The sequence below is a fragment of the Pseudomonas sp. B21-017 genome (genome assembly GCF_024749245.1).
Lineage (GTDB): Bacteria > Pseudomonadota > Gammaproteobacteria > Pseudomonadales > Pseudomonadaceae > Aquipseudomonas.
Map to the genome: position 1 here is coordinate 4,193,158 of NZ_CP087194.1, position 16,137 is coordinate 4,209,294.

Below are 16,137 nucleotides of genomic sequence, written 5' to 3' on the forward strand. Positions count from 1 at the left end.
CTGTGCCCCGGCTTTTCGAAATACGGCACGCAGCGCTTTTTTGATACAAACACTGTTACAAGCGGGCATTGTACGGGTTTGTTCGCCCAATGCCATGCTTGAGACCCTTGGCTCCAGCATAGCCAACAGCACAATACGCGCAGTCCAATTTGAGCATGCATTCTCTTTTGTGACAAAGGCTTATGAGGTGTTTTTATGAGTGAAGCGAAGCATTCCCGCCTGATCATTCTGGGTTCCGGCCCTGCCGGTTACAGCGCAGCCGTTTATGCCGCTCGCGCCAACCTCAAACCCGTTGTCATTACCGGCATACAGGCCGGTGGCCAGCTGACCACTACCGTCGAAGTCGACAACTGGCCCGGCGACGTCGAAGGCCTGACTGGCCCGGTGCTGATGGAACGCATGCAGAAACACGCCGAACGCTTCGACACCGAGATCGTTTACGACCACATCCATACCGCCAAGTTGCAACAGCGCCCGTTCGAGCTCATCGGCGACAGCGGCACCTACACCTGCGATGCGCTGATTATCGCCACCGGCGCTTCGGCCCAATACCTGGGGCTGCCATCGGAAGAAGCCTTTGCCGGCAAAGGGGTTTCGGCCTGCGCCACCTGCGATGGTTTCTTCTATCGCAACCAGGTGGTCGCAGTGGTCGGCGGCGGCAACACCGCGGTGGAAGAAGCCCTGTACCTGTCGAACATCGCCAAGGAGGTTCATCTGATTCACCGTCGCGACAAACTGCGTTCGGAGAAGATCCTGCAGGACAAGCTCTTCGAAAAAGCCGCCAACGGCAATATCCGCCTGCACTGGAACCAGAACCTGGACGAAATACTCGGTGACGCCAGCGGCGTGACCGGCGCCCGCCTGCGTCACAGCCATACCGGCGAAACCGCTGAACTGTCGCTGGCCGGCGTGTTCATCGCCATCGGCCACAAACCCAACACCGACCTGTTCCAGGGCCAGCTGCAGATGCGCAACGGCTACCTGCTGGTCAAGGGCGGCAGCGAAGGCGACGCCACCGCCACCGCCATCCAGGGTGTATTCGCCGCCGGCGACGTGGCCGACCACGTTTACCGCCAGGCAGTGACCTCTGCCGGAGCCGGTTGCATGGCTGCGCTGGATGCCGAGAAGTATCTCGATGACATTCCCGGCGTTTGACGGTTAACCTTCTATCTGGCGGGTTTATCGCCCGCCACCGCCCTCCCCTTCTGCAAGCCCGGATGCCATGCTGACTTGGTTACAACGCAATACCCTGACTTTTCCGCCGCTGGAAAAAGCCATGCGCGACCCCAACGGACTGCTGGCCGCGGGCGGCGATCTGTCCGCCGACCGCCTGATTCAGGCGTATCGCCATGGCTGCTTTCCGTGGTTCTCGGAAGGCCAACCGATTCTCTGGTGGTCACCGGATCCGCGCACGGTGCTGTTTCCCGACGAACTGCATGTCTCCCGCAGCCTGAATAAACTGCTGCGCCAACAACGCTATCAAGTGACCTTCGATCGGGATTTTGCCGCGGTCATCAGCGCCTGCGCCGCGCCGCGCGAGTACGCCGATGGCACCTGGATCACCCAAGCGATGCAGGACGCCTACGTCGAACTGCACAGGCGCGGCTACGCCCATTCGGTGGAGGTCTGGGACGATGGCGTGCTGGTCGGCGGGCTCTACGGCCTGGCCATGGGACAGCTGTTTTTCGGTGAGTCGATGTTCAGCCGCGCCGACAACGCCTCCAAATATGGCTTTGCCACGCTGGTGCGACATCTGAAAGACTCAGGTTTTGTGCTGATCGATTGCCAGATGCCTACCGATCATCTGCATAGCCTGGGCGCCCGAGCGATTCCCCGCACCGAGTTTGCCGGCTACCTTGCCCGGCACCTGGATCAACCCGGTCGTGCCACCTGGGTTTGCTGAGCGACATTGGCCCGTGTGGCTTACACTTAATGCGGGGAGACGAATTGAGAAAGTCCCCTTATCAAAAGTTTATCCCGAGGGTTGATCATGACCGAGTTGGCGCGTTTGAAGTTCTATGCCACTCAGCCCCACTCTTGCAGTTATCTGCCCGAGGAGCAGGCCACTACGCTGTTCCTCGATCCCAGTCAGCCCATGGATGTGCATGTCTACGCAGATCTGTCGGAAATGGGCTTTCGTCGCAGTGGCGATCATCTCTACCGGCCCCATTGCCAGAATTGCAATGCGTGCGTACCGGCGCGCATTCCTGTAGCGCAATTTACCCCCAACCGCCAGCAGAAACGCATTCTCAAACGCAATGCCGACCTGCAGGTACGCCCGGCCCGACCAACGTTCAGCGAGGAGTATTTCGACCTCTATCAGCGCTACATCGAACAGCGCCACGCCGACGGCGATATGTATCCGCCGAGTCGCGACCAGTTCTCGACCTTCCTGGTGCGTGACCTGCCGTTCTCCCGCTTCTACGAGTTTCGTCTCGAAGGCCGACTGGTGGCGGTGGCCGTCACCGACTTGCTGCCCAATGGCCTGTCAGCGGTGTACACCTTCTACGAGCCTGGCGAGGAGCGTCGCAGCCTTGGGCGTTACGCGATTCTCTGGCAGATTGCCGAAGCCGGGCGTCTGGGGCTGGAAGCGGTCTATCTCGGCTACTGGATCAAAAACTGCAAAAAAATGAGCTACAAGACCCAATATCGCCCTATCGAACTGCTGATTAATCAACGTTGGGTCATCCTGAACTAGAACCCCTTGGCTTAAACCCCACTTTTCGGGCACAATGCACGCCGCTTTTGCCTGGCGCAGTTGCACCGGGCCATTCATTGGACACCGAGGGCTTTACTGCATGTCGAAAGAAGACAGCTTCGAAATGGAAGGCACTGTCGTCGACACCCTGCCCAACACCATGTTTCGTGTGGAGTTGGAAAATGGGCACGTCGTAACCGCGCATATCTCCGGCAAGATGCGCAAGAACTACATTCGTATTCTTACCGGCGACAAAGTGCGCGTCGAGCTGACGCCCTATGACTTGAGCAAAGGGCGCATCACCTACCGCGCTCGCTAATCAAGTCAATACAAAACGCCCGGCTATGCCGGGCGTTTTTGTGTGCGGATCGTTCCCACGCTCTGCGCGGGAACGATCATGGCAGGCAGCAAAAAGGCGCCTTTCGGCGCCTTTTGGCTTTGTTGCGGTTAACGTCAGGCCATTTCAGCCGTGGTCTCGAACTCGAAGGTCAGCTCGCCATCCTTGATGTCGATGTGCACCACACCGCCATGTTCGGCCAGTTCGCCAAAGAGAATCTCCTCCGCCAGCGGACGCTTGATCTTGTCCTGAATCAAGCGCGCCATTGGTCGAGCCCCCATGGTCACGTCGTAACCACCAGCCGCCAGCCAGCTGCGAGCAGCGTCGGTGACTTCCAGCAGCACACGCTTGTCTTCCAGCTGCGCCTGAAGCTCGGTAAGGAACTTGTCCACCACGCTTTTGATGACCTCATGGCTGAGGCGACCAAACTGGATAATGGTGTCCAGACGGTTGCGGAATTCCGGCGTGAAGCTCTTCTTGATCACTTCCATCGCATCGGACGAGTGGTCCTGATAGGTGAAACCGATCGAAGCACGCGCTGCAGTCTCGGCACCGGCGTTGGTCGTCATGATGACGATCACGTTACGGAAATCTGCCTTGCGCCCGTTGTTATCGGTCAGCGTACCGTGGTCCATGACCTGTAACAGCAGGTTGAAGACTTCCGGATGCGCCTTCTCGATTTCATCGAGCAACAATACGCAGTGAGGCTGCTTGGTGATGGCTTCGGTCAGCAGACCGCCCTGGTCGAACCCGACATAGCCTGGAGGCGCACCGATCAGACGCGATACGGTGTGGCGCTCCATGTACTCGGACATGTCGAAGCGAACCAGCTCGACCCCCAACGCCTTGGCCAGCTGCCGCGCAGCTTCGGTTTTACCGACGCCGGTCGGGCCTGCGAACAGGAACGAACCGACGGGCTTGTCAGGCGACTTGAGGCCGGCACGGGACAGCTTGATCGCGGTCGACAGTGAGTCGATCGCCGCATCCTGGCCGAATACCGTGAGCTTCAGGTCACGCTCAAGGTTACGCAGCAACTCTTTGTCGGAACTGGTGACGTGTTTTGGCGGAATTCGCGCGATTTTCGCAACGATATCCTCGACCTGAGGCACTTCGATGCGTTTCACGCGCTTCTCGACTGGCTGCAGACGCTGATAGGCGCCCGCCTCGTCGATGACGTCGATGGCCTTGTCCGGCATGTGCCGATCATTGATGTAACGCGAGGCCAGTTCGGCAGCGGCGCGCAGGGCTTCATCACTGTATTCAATGTTGTGATGGAGCTCGAAACGCCCTTTCAGGCCACGCAGGATGCCAATGGTGTCTTCCACCGAAGGCTCCGACACATCGACCTTCTGGAAGCGCCGGGCCAAGGCACGGTCCTTCTCGAAGATCCCGCGGAATTCCTGGAACGTGGTCGAACCGATGCAACGGATATCGCCCGACGACAGCAACGGCTTGAGCAGGTTCGAGGCATCCATGACGCCACCGGACGCAGCGCCCGCACCGATGATGGTGTGAATCTCGTCGATGAACAGGATCGCCTGCGGACGTTTTTTCAGCTCATTGAGCAACGCCTTGAAGCGCTTCTCGAAATCGCCGCGGTATTTGGTTCCGGCCAGCAAGGCCCCCAGATCGAGGGAATACACCACGCTGTTGGCCAGCAGGTCCGGCACCTGGTTATCGACAATGCGTTTGGCCAGGCCTTCGGCAATCGCGGTTTTACCCACGCCCGCCTCGCCCACCAGCAGCGGATTGTTTTTGCGACGACGCGCCAGGATCTGCGCGACGCGCTCGACTTCGAGCTCACGGCCTACCAACGGATCGATACGACCCTGGCGCGCAAGTTCGTTGAGGTTGCTGGCATAAGCATCCAGAGGATTGCCTGAAGAAGAAGACTCACCGCCCTCGTCGTCCTGCATATCTTGTTCACCTTCAGAGTGATCGCCATGCCCCGGCACTTTGGAAATGCCATGGGCGATGTAGTTGACGACATCGATGCGCGCAACGCTCTGCTGTTTCAGCAGAAACACTGCCTGACTCTCTTGCTCACTGAAGATCGCGACCAGCACGTTGGCGCCAGTCACTTCGCGTTTGCCCGAGCTCTGTACGTGAAAGACAGCACGTTGCAGTACACGCTGGAAGCCCAGGGTTGGCTGGGTTTCACGATCCTCGTCATGCAAGGGGATCAATGGCGTGGTGGAGTCGATGAACTCCTGCAGGTCATGCTTGAGTTTGTCGAGGTTTGCGCCGCAGGCACGCAAAACGGTAGCGGCAGCCTCATTATCCAATAGGGCCAGCAGCAGGTGTTCGACGGTCATGAATTCATGACGCTTCGAACGAGCCTCCTTGAAGGCTAGATTGAGGGTGACTTCGAGCTCGCGGTTTAACATAGCTTCACCTCATACCCAAGTGGTCGGCGATTAACCGTCCTTCTCGATTTCACAGAGTAGCGGATGCTGGCTTTCCCTGGCGTACTGGTTGACCTGCATGGCCTTGGTCTCGGCGATGTCGCGGGTAAACACTCCACATACTGCCCGTCCTTCTGTATGAACGGCCAGCATGACCTTGGTCGCCAGCTCGCGATTCAGGTTAAAAAACACCTCGAGCACTTCGACGACGAAATCCATCGGTGTGTAGTCATCGTTGAACAAAACCACCTTGTACATAGGCGGCGCCTGTAAAGCAGGCTTAGCCTCCTGAACAGCAATGCCTGCGGAATCGTCGTCGTGTAAATCAGGGCGATCCTGATTGAATGTTAGTCGAATCTGGCTGATTGCATGCATGGAAAGAAAGGTTCGTCAGTTGTGCAAATACAGTGGTGGGGGCGGCCATCAGCGATTTCAACTCCGACTGCCCGGTCACCTTGACTATCGGGAAAACGGTGTTACAACCAATAGAGCCCACAGTGGGTAAAAAAGGTCCGCGGAGTCAATCTATTTACAAGATTAGACTGCGGATTAACTGGATGATACTCCAGTGATGGAGTCTGTTGCAGAGGGATATGAGTATGGCTGTCGGTAAGGTGAAATGGTTCAACAATGCCAAGGGGTTCGGTTTCATTAACACCGACGCCGGAGAAGGTCGCGACGAGGATGGCAAGGATATCGATTTCTTTGCCCACTACTCAGCCATTGAGATGGAGGGATACAAGACCCTCAAGGCCGGGCAAATCGTTAGTTTCGAGATCGTTCAGGGCCCCAAAGGGTTGCATGCCGTAAAGATCACATCTGCGACCTCCCTGAACGGACAGACCGCACCTGCCATCAAGCCAGAAACAGTGTCGAGCTGACACAACTTGCCATCCAGTCATAAAAAACCGCCCGAAGGCGGTTTTTTTGTGCTGATTCGCTTACATGTGCCGCTTACATATGCGAGATGAGCGCATCGCCAAACCCGGAAGACGATACCAGCTTCGCGCCATCCATCAGGCGTTCGAAGTCATAGGTCACGGTTTTAGCGGAAATCGCGCCATTGGTGCCCTTGATGATCAGATCGGCCGCTTCGGTCCAGCCCATGTGGCGCAGCATCATTTCGGCGGACAGGATCAACGAACCCGGGTTGACCTGGTCCTTGCCGGCGTACTTCGGCGCGGTACCGTGGGTGGCTTCGAACATGGCCACGGTGTCGGACAGGTTCGCACCCGGCGCAATGCCGATACCGCCCACTTCTGCCGCCAGGGCATCGGAGAGGTAGTCACCATTGAGGTTCAGGGTGGCGATCACATCGTACTCGGCCGGACGCAGCAGGATCTGCTGAAGCATGGCGTCGGCGATGGCGTCCTTGACGATGACGTTCTTGCCGGTTTTCGGGTTTTTGAACTGCATCCACGGACCGCCGTCGAGCAGGGTCGCGCCGAATTCTTCGGCAGCCACTTCGTAGGCCCATTCCTTGAAGGCACCTTCGGTGAACTTCATGATGTTGCCTTTGTGCACGATAGTCAGCGAGTCGCGGTCATTGTCGACCACATACTGCAGGGCCTTGCGCGCCAGACGCTTGGTGCCTTCCAGGGAAACCGGCTTGACGCCGATACCGCAATTCTGGTCGAAACGGATCTTGGTGACGCCCATTTCTTCTTTAAGGAACTTGATGACCTTGGTCGCTTCCGGCGAACCGGCCTTCCATTCGATACCGGCATAAATGTCTTCCGAGTTTTCGCGGAAGATGGTCATGTCGACGTCACCTGGCTTCTTGACCGGGCTCGGCACGCCTTCAAACCAGCGCACCGGGCGCAGGCACACATACAGGTCGAGTTGCTGGCGCAGCGCCACGTTCAGGGAACGGATGCCACCGCCTACCGGCGTGGTCAGAGGGCCCTTGATGGAAACCACGTAGTCCTTGACCGCGTCCAGGGTTTCCTGAGGCAGCCAGGTGTCCTGATCGTAAACCTGAGTCGCTTTCTCCCCGGCGTAGACTTCCATCCAGGAAATTTTGCGCTCGCCGCCGTAAGCCTTCTTAACAGCAGCATCGACAACCTTGATCATGACCGGGCTGATATCAACGCCAATACCATCGCCTTCAATGAAGGGAATGATCGGGTTGTTAGGAACATTGAGAGAATGGTCCGCGTTGACGGTGATTTTTTCGCCGACGGCTGGAACCTGAATCTTCTTGTATCCCATGCTGAACTCCATTGTTTGGATTGAACATCTGGCTTCGTCCGAGCGTACCCCAGTTGAATCGGCGCGCAAACCCTATGTTCCGTCCATCTGCCGCGAAGCTGCACGGTTCGCGACGTACAAGCCTGAAAGTAAAGGGAAAAGCGCCAAACTCAAGCACACCATACAAGGCTACTCCCCACGCCTGCCTGCGACCTTTAGACCAATGGACGAGAATCGTTGCATATGAACCATCGGCAGATTGCCAGCTACCTATGTATAATGCCGCCGCTGACCACAGAGTCACGACGGCCGACCTCTCTGCCACTGGAAATGTAGCCGAGACTCTGGGCCCGGAAAAGCAGGATTGTTACCGCAGTCCACCCGCTTGACGCTCGACCGATGCACCCAACATCACCGCAAAGAAACCTCGACATTCGGCTCATGGATGACTTTGAACGAACGCGCTTACCCGGCGCCCCTCGAGTTTCTATGCACGCTTTAGCAAAGAAGAGAGAGTTAATCCGAATATGCCCACCCGCTCGAAGATCATCTATACCTTCACCGACGAAGCCCCAGCCCTCGCCACCTATTCACTGTTGCCTATCGTAGAGGCCTTCACCGCCTCCGCTGATATCGCCGTTGAAACCCGCGATATCTCTCTTGCAGGGCGCATCCTGGCCAGCTTCCCCGAGCAATTGGGTGACAAAGCGGTAGCCGACCACCTCGCCGAACTGGGCGACCTGGCCGTTACACCTGAAGCCAACATCATCAAGCTACCGAACATCAGCGCCTCGGTTCCGCAACTGCAGGCCGCGATCAAAGAGCTGCAAGCCCAGGGCTATGCACTGCCGGACTACCCGGAAACCGTGACCAGCGACGCCGACAAAGAAGCCAAGGCCCGCTACGACAAGATCAAGGGCAGCGCCGTAAACCCGGTTCTGCGCGAAGGCAACTCCGATCGTCGTGCACCGCTGTCGGTCAAGAACTATGCGCGCAAGCACCCGCACAAAATGGGCGCCTGGGCCAAGGACTCCAAGTCCCACGTAGCCCACATGAGCACCGGCGATTTCTACGGCAGCGAAAAAGCTGCCCTGATCGACGCCGCTGACGCCGTTAAAATCGAACTGATCGCTCAAGACGGCACCACCACCGTCCTGAAAGAAAAAACCACCGTACAAGCCGGTGAGATCCTCGATTGCGCGGTCATGAGCAAAAACGCGCTGCGCAGCTTCATCGCAGCCGAGATCGAAGACGCCAAGGCCAAAGGCGTGCTGCTGTCGGTTCACCTCAAAGCCACCATGATGAAGGTCTCCGACCCGATCATGTTCGGCCAGATCGTTGCCGAGTTCTATAAAGACGCACTGGCCAAGCACGCTGACGTGCTGGCGCAGATCGGCTTCAACCTGAACAACGGCATCGGCGACCTGTACGCTCGCATCAAGGCCTTGCCTGCCGAGCAACAAGCGCAGATCGAAGCGGACATCCAGGCGGTTTATGCCGTTCGTCCATCGTTGGCCATGGTCAACTCCGACAAAGGCATCACCAACCTGCACGTGCCGAGCGATGTCATCGTCGACGCCTCGATGCCGGCGATGATCCGTGACTCTGGCAAGATGTGGGGCACCGACGGCCAGCTGCACGACACCAAGGCGGTGATCCCGGATCGCTGCTACGCCACCATCTACCAGGCGGTGATCGAAGACTGCAAGGCAAACGGCGCCTTCGATCCGACCACCATGGGCAGCGTGCCGAACGTTGGCCTGATGGCGAAAAAAGCCGAAGAGTACGGCTCGCACGACAAGACGTTCCAGATCAAGGCCAACGGCGTTGTTCGTGTCACCGACAGCAAAGGCACCCTGCTGCTGGAACAGTCGGTTGAAGCCGGCGACATCTTCCGCATGTGCCAGACCAAAGACGCGCCGATCCAGGACTGGGTCAAACTGGCAGTCAACCGTGCTCGCGCAAGCAGCACTCCAGCGATTTTCTGGCTGGACCCAATGCGCGCCCACGACGGCGTAGTGATCGAGAAAGTTCAGGCCTACCTGAAGGATCACGACACTTCCGGCCTGGACATCCGCATCATGTCGCCAGTCGACGCGATGAAGTTCACCCTGGAGCGCACTCGCTCCGGCCTCGACACCATTTCGGTGACCGGCAACGTATTGCGCGACTACCTGACTGACCTGTTCCCGATCATGGAACTGGGCACCAGCGCCAAGATGCTGTCGATCGTTCCGCTGATGAATGGCGGCGGTCTGTTCGAAACCGGCGCTGGCGGTTCGGCACCGAAGCACGTTCAACAGCTGCTGGAAGAAAACTTCCTGCGCTGGGACTCCCTGGGCGAGTTCCTGGCCCTGGCCGCCTCCCTTGAGCATCTGGGTGTGACGTACAACAACCCTAAAGCGCTGGTGCTGGCCAAGACCCTGGATCAGGCCACTGGCCAGTTCCTGGACAACAACAAGTCGCCATCGCGTAAAGTCGGCAACATCGACAACCGCGGCAGCCACTTCTACCTGGCACTGTACTGGGCTCAAGCCCTGGCCGCCCAGACCGAAGACGCTGCACTGCAAGCGCAGTTTGGCGAACTGGCCAAAACCCTGACCGCGAACGAAGCAACCATCGTTGCCGAGCTCAACGCCGTTCAGGGCAAGCCAGTGGACATCGGCGGTTACTACCACGCCAATGCCGAGCTGATCAGCAAGGCCATGCGCCCGAGCGCAACCTTCAACGCTGCGATTGCTGCGTTGGTTTAAGGTTGTAAGGGAACATCACAAACCCCGGCCATGCGCCGGGGTTTGTGCTTTCAGCGTTGACAGCATTCAAATGTGAACACCGCCCCCCCCCCCCCCCACCACAGGGAAAGCGCTTCAAATTCAACATCGAGGACATTTCATGGATTGGCTACCCCACATCACCGTCGCCACCATCGTCGAAGACAACGGTCGCTTCCTGATGGTCGAAGAATCCAAACACGGACGAACGGTGCTCAATCAGCCCGCCGGTCATCTGGACCCGGACGAAACCCTGATCGAGGCCGCCGTACGCGAAACCCTCGAAGAAACCGGCTGGGACGTCGAGCCAACCGGCGTAATAGGCATTTACCTCTACACCGCCCCGAGCAACGGAGTGACCTATCAACGCGTCTGCTTCACCGCCAAAGCGCTGAAACACCATCCCGACTATCAATTGGACGACGGTATTGTCGGCGCAAAATGGCTGACGCGTGACGAACTGCTGCAACAGCGCGCAAACTGGCGCAGTGAGCTGATCATCCGCTGCATCGATGATTATCTGGACGGTAAACACTTCAGCCTCGAGCTGATCCGCCCTTCTCTTTAGCCTTGCAGGCTTGAGCCTGCTAGAATCGCGTCCTTTTTCAAGACACTCATTAAATCCCTATGCGTGATCCAGCCCCTTCTGCCACACAAAAGAAGCGCGTCATTGTCGGTATGTCCGGCGGCGTGGACTCTTCCGTTTCCGCTCTCCTGCTGATCGAGCAAGGCTATGAGGTGGAAGGCCTGTTCATGAAGAACTGGGAAGAAGACGACGGAACGGAATACTGCACCGCCATGGATGACCTGGCGGACGCGCAGGCCGTTTGCGACAAGATTGGCATCAAGCTGCACACCGCCAACTTCGCCGCCGAGTACTGGGACAACGTGTTCGAGCACTTCCTGGCCGAATACAAGGCCGGCCGCACGCCGAACCCGGACATCCTGTGCAACCGCGAGATCAAGTTCAAGGCGTTCCTCGACTACGCCATGATGCTCGGCGCCGACCTGATCGCCACCGGCCACTACGTGCGTCGCCGCGACATCGATGGTCGCACCGAATTGCTCAAGGGCCTGGATCCGAACAAAGACCAGAGCTACTTCCTGCACGCCGTCGGCGGCGAACAGATCGCCAAGACCCTGTTCCCGGTCGGCGAGCTGGAAAAACCCGAAGTCCGCGCGATTGCCGAGAAACACGACCTGGCCACCGCGAAGAAAAAGGACTCCACCGGAATCTGCTTTATCGGCGAACGTCGCTTCAGCGATTTCCTCAAGCAATACCTGCCGGCCCAACCCGGCGAGATCAAGACCACCGACGGTGAAGTCATCGGCCGCCACCATGGCCTGATGTATCACACCATCGGCCAGCGCCAGGGCCTGGGCATCGGCGGCCTGAAAGACGCCGGTGAAGAGCCGTGGTACGTGTTGATCAAGGACCTGGAACACAACGAGCTGATCGTTGGCCAGGGCAATGCCCACCCGCAGCTGTTCTCCCGCGCCCTGCTCGCCTCGGACATCTATTGGGTCAACCCGATCGACTTGACCGAGCCGCGCAGGCTGACCGCCAAAGTGCGTTATCGCCAGAGCGACCAGCCTTGCACCCTGGAAAAGACCGCCACCGGCTACCGCGCCACCTTTGATGACCCGCAACGCGCGGTCACTCCGGGCCAATCCGTGGTGTTCTACGACGGTGAAATCTGCCTCGGCGGCGGCGTGATCGAAGTGGCCGAACCCTGGACCAGCAAGGACCAGCGTTCATGAGCCCGACTCAGGAACAACTGACGGCCCTGGGCGGCGTGTTTCTCGCCGCCGTGCTGGTCGACAAAATCGCCAAGACCGGCCAGACCAACGAAGCCGGCCTGACCTGCATGCTCGGCAGCCTGTTGATTCGCGACCCCAAGGACACTCTGGAAGTGTACGGCGGCGACGACATCAATTTGCGCGAAGGCTATCGCGCATTGATCGGCGCCCTGGAACGCGACCCCAGCACCCTTCAGCGCGAACCGCTGCGCTACGCCCTGGCGATGCTGGGACTCGAGCGCCAATTGGCCAAGCGCAATGACATGCTGGACGTGATCGGCAAACGCCTGCCGCAGATTCAGTCCCAGGTCGAACACTTTGGCCCGGCCCACGAAAACGTGATCGCCGCTTGCGGTGCGCTGTACCAGGACACCCTGAGCACCTTGCGCCAACGGATTCAGGTGCATGGCGACATGCGCAACCTGCAGCAACCGAGCAATGCCTCGAAAATCCGCGCACTGTTGCTGGCCGGGATTCGTTCGGCACGCCTGTGGCGGCAGTTGGGCGGTCATCGCTGGCAGTTGGTGATCAGCCGACGCAAGTTGCTTAAAGAGCTTTACCCGCTGATGCGCAGCAGCTGAACCGCGCCTGCAATACCGTTTTGTAGTCAGTAACGCGTAATACGCCGGTCAGTTGGCAACGGACCGGCGGATATTTTTCATGTATGATACGCGCCCCATTTCGTTGCCCGACTGTCCGAGAACACCCCATGCAGCTCTCTTCGCTCACTGCGGTTTCCCCTGTTGACGGCCGCTACGCCGGCAAAACCCAGGCCCTGCGCCCAATTTTCAGCGAATACGGCCTGATCCGTGCTCGCGTTCTGGTTGAAGTGCGCTGGCTCCAGCGCCTGGCCGCTCACCCTGCCATCAGCGAAGTGCCGGCGTTCTCCGCCGAAGCCAACGCTGTGTTGAACACCCTGGCAGAAAACTTCTCTCTGGAGCACGCCGAGCGTGTCAAAGAGATCGAGCGCACCACCAACCACGACGTCAAAGCCATTGAATACCTGCTCAAAGAGCAGGCGGCCAAGCTGCCGGAACTGGCCAAGGTCAGCGAGTTCATCCACTTTGCCTGCACCAGCGAGGACATCAACAACCTGTCCCACGCCCTGATGCTGCGTGAAGGCCGTGATGACGTGATGCTGCCGCTGATGCGCCAGACCGCCAACGCCATCCGCGAACTGGCCCTCCGTTTCGCTGAAGTGCCGATGCTGTCGCGCACCCACGGCCAACCGGCATCGCCGACCACCCTGGGCAAAGAGCTGGCGAACGTGGTTTACCGCCTGGAGCGTCAAATCGCCCAAGTCGCCGCCGTTCCGCTGCTGGGCAAGATCAACGGCGCCGTCGGCAACTACAACGCTCACCTGTCGGCCTACCCTGAGATCGACTGGGAAGCCAACGCCCGCGCCTTCATCGAAGACGAGCTGGGCCTGGGCTTCAACCCGTACACCACGCAGATCGAACCGCACGACTACATCGCCGAGCTGTTCGACGCGATCGCGCGCTTCAACACCATCCTGATCGACTTCGACCGCGACATCTGGGGCTACATCTCCCTGGGTTATTTCAAACAGCGCACCATCGCTGGCGAAATCGGTTCGTCGACCATGCCGCACAAGGTCAACCCGATCGACTTCGAAAACTCCGAAGGCAACCTGGGCATCGCCAACGCACTGTTCCAGCACCTGGCGAGCAAACTGCCAATTTCCCGCTGGCAGCGCGACCTGACCGACTCCACCGTGCTGCGCAACCTCGGTGTCGGCTTCGCCCACAGCGTGATCGCGTACGAAGCCAGCCTCAAAGGCATCAGCAAACTGGAGCTCAACGAGCAAAAGATTGCCGCCGACCTGGACGCTTGCTGGGAAGTATTGGCCGAGCCGATCCAGACCGTGATGCGTCGCTACAACATCGAAAACCCGTACGAGAAGCTCAAAGAGCTGACGCGCGGCAAGGGCATCAGCCCTGAAGCACTGCAAACTTTCATCGACGGCCTGGACATGCCAGCCGCCGCCAAGGCTGAGCTGAAACTGCTCACCCCGGCCAACTACATCGGCAACGCTGTAGCACAAGCCAAACGCATCTGATCGACCGCTCTACCCGTTTGAGACGCCCGGCGCCGCCGGGCGTTTTTATTCCCGTCTGAAAAGTGCATTTTTTCAATAGGTTACACATGAATCCTGACATTCCTCTTCAACTTCTGGGCGGCATCACGGCACGGGAATTCCTGCGCGACTACTGGCAGAAAAAACCGCTGCTGATCCGTCAGGCGATTCCTGATTTCGAAAGCCCGATCGACGCCGACGAACTGGCCGGCCTGGCGCTGGAAGAAGAAGTCGAATCGCGCCTGGTGATCGAGCACGGTGAGCGCCCTTGGGAATTGCGCCGCGGCCCGTTCGCCGAAGACGAATTCAGCAAACTGCCGGAACGCGAATGGACCCTGCTGGTGCAAGCCGTCGACCAATTCGTGCCGGAAGTCGCCGAACTGCTGGAAAACTTCCGCTTCCTGCCGAGCTGGCGCGTCGACGACGTGATGATCAGCTTCGCCGCCCCAGGTGGCAGCGTTGGCCCGCACTTCGATAACTACGACGTGTTTCTGCTGCAAGGCCACGGCAAGCGCAACTGGAAAATCGGCCAGATGTGCGACACCGAGAGCCCGCTGCTGCAGCACGCGGACCTGCGCATCCTCGCCGAATTCGAAGCCACCGATGAGTGGGTACTGGAACCGGGCGACATGCTCTACCTGCCGCCGCGCCTGGCTCACTGTGGCGTGGCTGTCGACGACTGCATGACCTACTCAGTCGGTTTCCGCGCCCCGAGCGCCGCTGAAGTGCTGACCCACTTCACCGACTTCCTCAGCCAGTTCCTGTCGGACGAAGAGCGCTACACCGACGCCGACGCCCTGCCGGCGGTCGATCCTCATCAGATCCAGCACGATGCCCTTGATCGCCTCAAAAGCCTGCTGGCCGAGCACATGAGCGACGAGCGCCTGCTGCTGACCTGGTTCGGCCAGTTCATGACCGAGCCGCGCTACCCGGAACTGGTGGTCGGCCCGGAAGAAGTCGAAGAGCAAGACTTCCTCAGCGCTCTCGAAGAAGGTGCCGTGCTGATCCGCAACCCGAGTGCGCGTCTGGCCTGGTCGGAAGTCGACGACGACCTGCTGCTGTTCGCCAGCGGCCAGAGCCGCTACCTGCCGGGCAAGCTGCGCGAGCTGCTGAAAATGATCTGCGCCGCCGACGCCCTGCATGTCGATAACCTCGGCTCATGGCTGAGCGACGAAGACGGCCGTGGCCTGCTGTGTGAACTGGTCAAGCAGGGCAGCCTGGGGTTTGCCGATGAATAAGATTCACGTACGTGTCGCAGACTGGCAAAAGGACAACGCCGAGATCCGGCGCATTCGTGAGGCAGTATTCGTCGCCGAGCAATCCGTTCCTCCTGAACTGGAATGGGATGCCGATGACGCCACGGCGGTGCACTTCCTGGCCTTCGAAGGCGACTTTCCGATCGGCACCGCCCGCCTGTTGCCCGATGGCCACATCGGCCGAGTGTCGGTGCTCAAAGACTGGCGCGGCATGAAGGTTGGCGATGCGCTGATGCAAGCGGTGATCGGTGAAGCCGAGAAGCGCGGGCTGAAGCAGCAGATGCTGAGCGCGCAAGTGCAGGCCACGGCGTTCTATGAACGCTTGGGTTTCAGCATGGTCAGTGAGGAATTCCTGGAAGCCGGGATTCCGCATGTGGACATGGTGCGTCACTCGGCTTGATTCCCTGTGGCGAGGGGGCTTGCCCCCGTTGGGCTGCGCAGCAGCCCTGATAATTTTGGGGCCGCTTCGCGCCCCAGCGGGAGCAAGCTCCCTCGCCACAAAAGCCATCAAGAACTCCACAAAACGCCCCGCCATTCTCGGATGCCGGGGCGTTTTGCTGTCTGTGATTCAACTCGCACCAC

15 protein-coding genes are annotated in these 16,137 nt (G+C 59.0%); 12 read left to right on the top strand and 3 right to left on the bottom strand.

Annotated features, from left to right (window positions below):
- Positions 1-195: 195 nt before the first annotated feature.
- The 4 genes from trxB to infA all read left to right on the top strand — a co-directional run bounded on the left by trxB (position 196) and on the right by infA (position 3,017).
- Positions 196-1,155 (top strand): thioredoxin-disulfide reductase, encoded by a 960-nt coding sequence (gene trxB, locus LOY28_RS18960; protein ID WP_018925527.1) that lies wholly within the window; start codon positions 196-198, stop codon positions 1,153-1,155.
- A 67-nt stretch (positions 1,156-1,222) separates the two neighbouring features.
- Positions 1,223-1,903 carry a leucyl/phenylalanyl-tRNA--protein transferase gene (aat, locus tag LOY28_RS18965; RefSeq protein ID WP_018925526.1) on the top strand — a complete coding sequence of 227 codons (681 nt, stop codon included), beginning with the start codon at positions 1,223-1,225 and terminating at the stop codon, positions 1,901-1,903.
- An 87-nt stretch (positions 1,904-1,990) separates the two neighbouring features.
- On the top strand, positions 1,991-2,698 hold the full coding sequence (locus LOY28_RS18970) for an arginyltransferase (protein ID WP_018925525.1): 708 nt from the start codon (positions 1,991-1,993) through the stop codon (positions 2,696-2,698).
- A 100-nt stretch (positions 2,699-2,798) separates the two neighbouring features.
- Positions 2,799-3,017, top strand: coding sequence for a translation initiation factor IF-1 (gene infA, locus LOY28_RS18975; protein ID WP_002553999.1), 219 nt, complete (start codon positions 2,799-2,801; stop codon positions 3,015-3,017).
- 134 nt (positions 3,018-3,151) lie between these two features.
- Here infA and clpA read toward each other — a convergent pair whose 3' ends face one another.
- Both clpA and clpS read right to left on the bottom strand, forming a co-directional pair.
- Complete coding sequence (gene clpA, locus LOY28_RS18980) at positions 3,152-5,422, bottom strand: ATP-dependent Clp protease ATP-binding subunit ClpA (protein ID WP_018925524.1); 2,271 nt, start codon at positions 5,420-5,422, stop codon at positions 3,152-3,154.
- A gap of 30 nt (positions 5,423-5,452) precedes the next feature.
- Positions 5,453-5,815, bottom strand: a complete 363-nt coding sequence (clpS, locus tag LOY28_RS18985) for an ATP-dependent Clp protease adapter ClpS (RefSeq protein ID WP_015094394.1) — start codon at positions 5,813-5,815, stop codon at positions 5,453-5,455.
- Between the two features lie 224 nt (positions 5,816-6,039).
- Between clpS and LOY28_RS18990 the strand changes: the two genes are divergently transcribed.
- Positions 6,040-6,321: a cold shock domain-containing protein gene (locus LOY28_RS18990; protein ID WP_018925523.1), complete on the top strand. Its 282-nt coding sequence runs from the start codon at positions 6,040-6,042 to the stop codon at positions 6,319-6,321.
- Positions 6,322-6,394: 73 nt separating this feature from the next.
- Here the strand turns inward: LOY28_RS18990 and icd are convergent, their stop codons facing one another.
- The gene (icd, locus tag LOY28_RS18995) at positions 6,395-7,651 is read right to left on the bottom strand and encodes an NADP-dependent isocitrate dehydrogenase (RefSeq protein ID WP_018925522.1); all 1,257 of its coding nucleotides are present in this window, start codon (positions 7,649-7,651) and stop codon (positions 6,395-6,397) included.
- 506 nt (positions 7,652-8,157) lie between these two features.
- Between icd and LOY28_RS19000 the strand changes: the two genes are divergently transcribed.
- The 7 genes from LOY28_RS19000 (at position 8,158) to LOY28_RS19030 (ending at position 15,955) form a co-directional block, all read left to right on the top strand.
- A complete protein-coding gene (locus LOY28_RS19000; RefSeq protein WP_018925521.1) occupies positions 8,158-10,383 on the top strand; it encodes an NADP-dependent isocitrate dehydrogenase in 2,226 nt (741 codons plus the stop codon).
- A gap of 139 nt (positions 10,384-10,522) precedes the next feature.
- Complete coding sequence (locus LOY28_RS19005) at positions 10,523-10,969, top strand: NUDIX hydrolase (protein WP_018925520.1); 447 nt, start codon at positions 10,523-10,525, stop codon at positions 10,967-10,969.
- 59 nt (positions 10,970-11,028) lie between these two features.
- The gene (gene mnmA / locus LOY28_RS19010) at positions 11,029-12,162 is read left to right on the top strand and encodes a tRNA 2-thiouridine(34) synthase MnmA (protein ID WP_258612362.1); all 1,134 of its coding nucleotides are present in this window, start codon (positions 11,029-11,031) and stop codon (positions 12,160-12,162) included.
- Complete coding sequence (gene hflD / locus LOY28_RS19015; RefSeq protein WP_007940860.1) at positions 12,159-12,782, top strand: high frequency lysogenization protein HflD; 624 nt, start codon at positions 12,159-12,161, stop codon at positions 12,780-12,782. The genes mnmA and hflD overlap by 4 nt, the downstream gene beginning before the upstream one ends.
- A gap of 128 nt (positions 12,783-12,910) precedes the next feature.
- On the top strand, positions 12,911-14,281 hold the full coding sequence (gene purB / locus LOY28_RS19020; protein WP_018925518.1) for an adenylosuccinate lyase: 1,371 nt from the start codon (positions 12,911-12,913) through the stop codon (positions 14,279-14,281).
- Between the two features lie 86 nt (positions 14,282-14,367).
- Positions 14,368-15,537, top strand: coding sequence for a cupin domain-containing protein (locus LOY28_RS19025; protein ID WP_018925517.1), 1,170 nt, complete (start codon positions 14,368-14,370; stop codon positions 15,535-15,537).
- On the top strand, positions 15,530-15,955 hold the full coding sequence (locus LOY28_RS19030) for a GNAT family N-acetyltransferase (RefSeq protein WP_018925516.1): 426 nt from the start codon (positions 15,530-15,532) through the stop codon (positions 15,953-15,955). Before LOY28_RS19025 ends, LOY28_RS19030 begins: the two co-directional genes overlap by 8 nt.
- Positions 15,956-16,137 lie beyond the last annotated feature (182 nt).

Excerpts from the sequence above, each read along its gene's own strand:
- clpA (WP_018925524.1), bottom strand. The coding sequence starts at position 5,422 with ATGTTAAACCGCGAGCTCGAAGTCACCCTCAATCTAGCCTTCAAGGAG.
- LOY28_RS18990 (WP_018925523.1), top strand. The coding sequence starts at position 6,040 with ATGGCTGTCGGTAAGGTGAAATGGTTCAACAATGCCAAGGGGTTCGGT.
- infA (WP_002553999.1), top strand. The coding sequence starts at position 2,799 with ATGTCGAAAGAAGACAGCTTCGAAATGGAAGGCACTGTCGTCGACACC.
- LOY28_RS19005 (WP_018925520.1), top strand. The coding sequence starts at position 10,523 with ATGGATTGGCTACCCCACATCACCGTCGCCACCATCGTCGAAGACAAC.
- LOY28_RS19025 (WP_018925517.1), top strand. The coding sequence starts at position 14,368 with ATGAATCCTGACATTCCTCTTCAACTTCTGGGCGGCATCACGGCACGG.
- hflD (WP_007940860.1), top strand. The coding sequence starts at position 12,159 with ATGAGCCCGACTCAGGAACAACTGACGGCCCTGGGCGGCGTGTTTCTC.
- trxB (WP_018925527.1), top strand. The coding sequence starts at position 196 with ATGAGTGAAGCGAAGCATTCCCGCCTGATCATTCTGGGTTCCGGCCCT.
- aat (WP_018925526.1), top strand. The coding sequence starts at position 1,223 with ATGCTGACTTGGTTACAACGCAATACCCTGACTTTTCCGCCGCTGGAA.
- LOY28_RS19030 (WP_018925516.1), top strand. The coding sequence starts at position 15,530 with ATGAATAAGATTCACGTACGTGTCGCAGACTGGCAAAAGGACAACGCC.
- LOY28_RS19000 (WP_018925521.1), top strand. The coding sequence starts at position 8,158 with ATGCCCACCCGCTCGAAGATCATCTATACCTTCACCGACGAAGCCCCA.
- clpS (WP_015094394.1), bottom strand. The coding sequence starts at position 5,815 with ATGCATGCAATCAGCCAGATTCGACTAACATTCAATCAGGATCGCCCT.
- purB (WP_018925518.1), top strand. The coding sequence starts at position 12,911 with ATGCAGCTCTCTTCGCTCACTGCGGTTTCCCCTGTTGACGGCCGCTAC.
- LOY28_RS18970 (WP_018925525.1), top strand. The coding sequence starts at position 1,991 with ATGACCGAGTTGGCGCGTTTGAAGTTCTATGCCACTCAGCCCCACTCT.
- icd (WP_018925522.1), bottom strand. The coding sequence starts at position 7,651 with ATGGGATACAAGAAGATTCAGGTTCCAGCCGTCGGCGAAAAAATCACC.
- mnmA (WP_258612362.1), top strand. The coding sequence starts at position 11,029 with ATGCGTGATCCAGCCCCTTCTGCCACACAAAAGAAGCGCGTCATTGTC.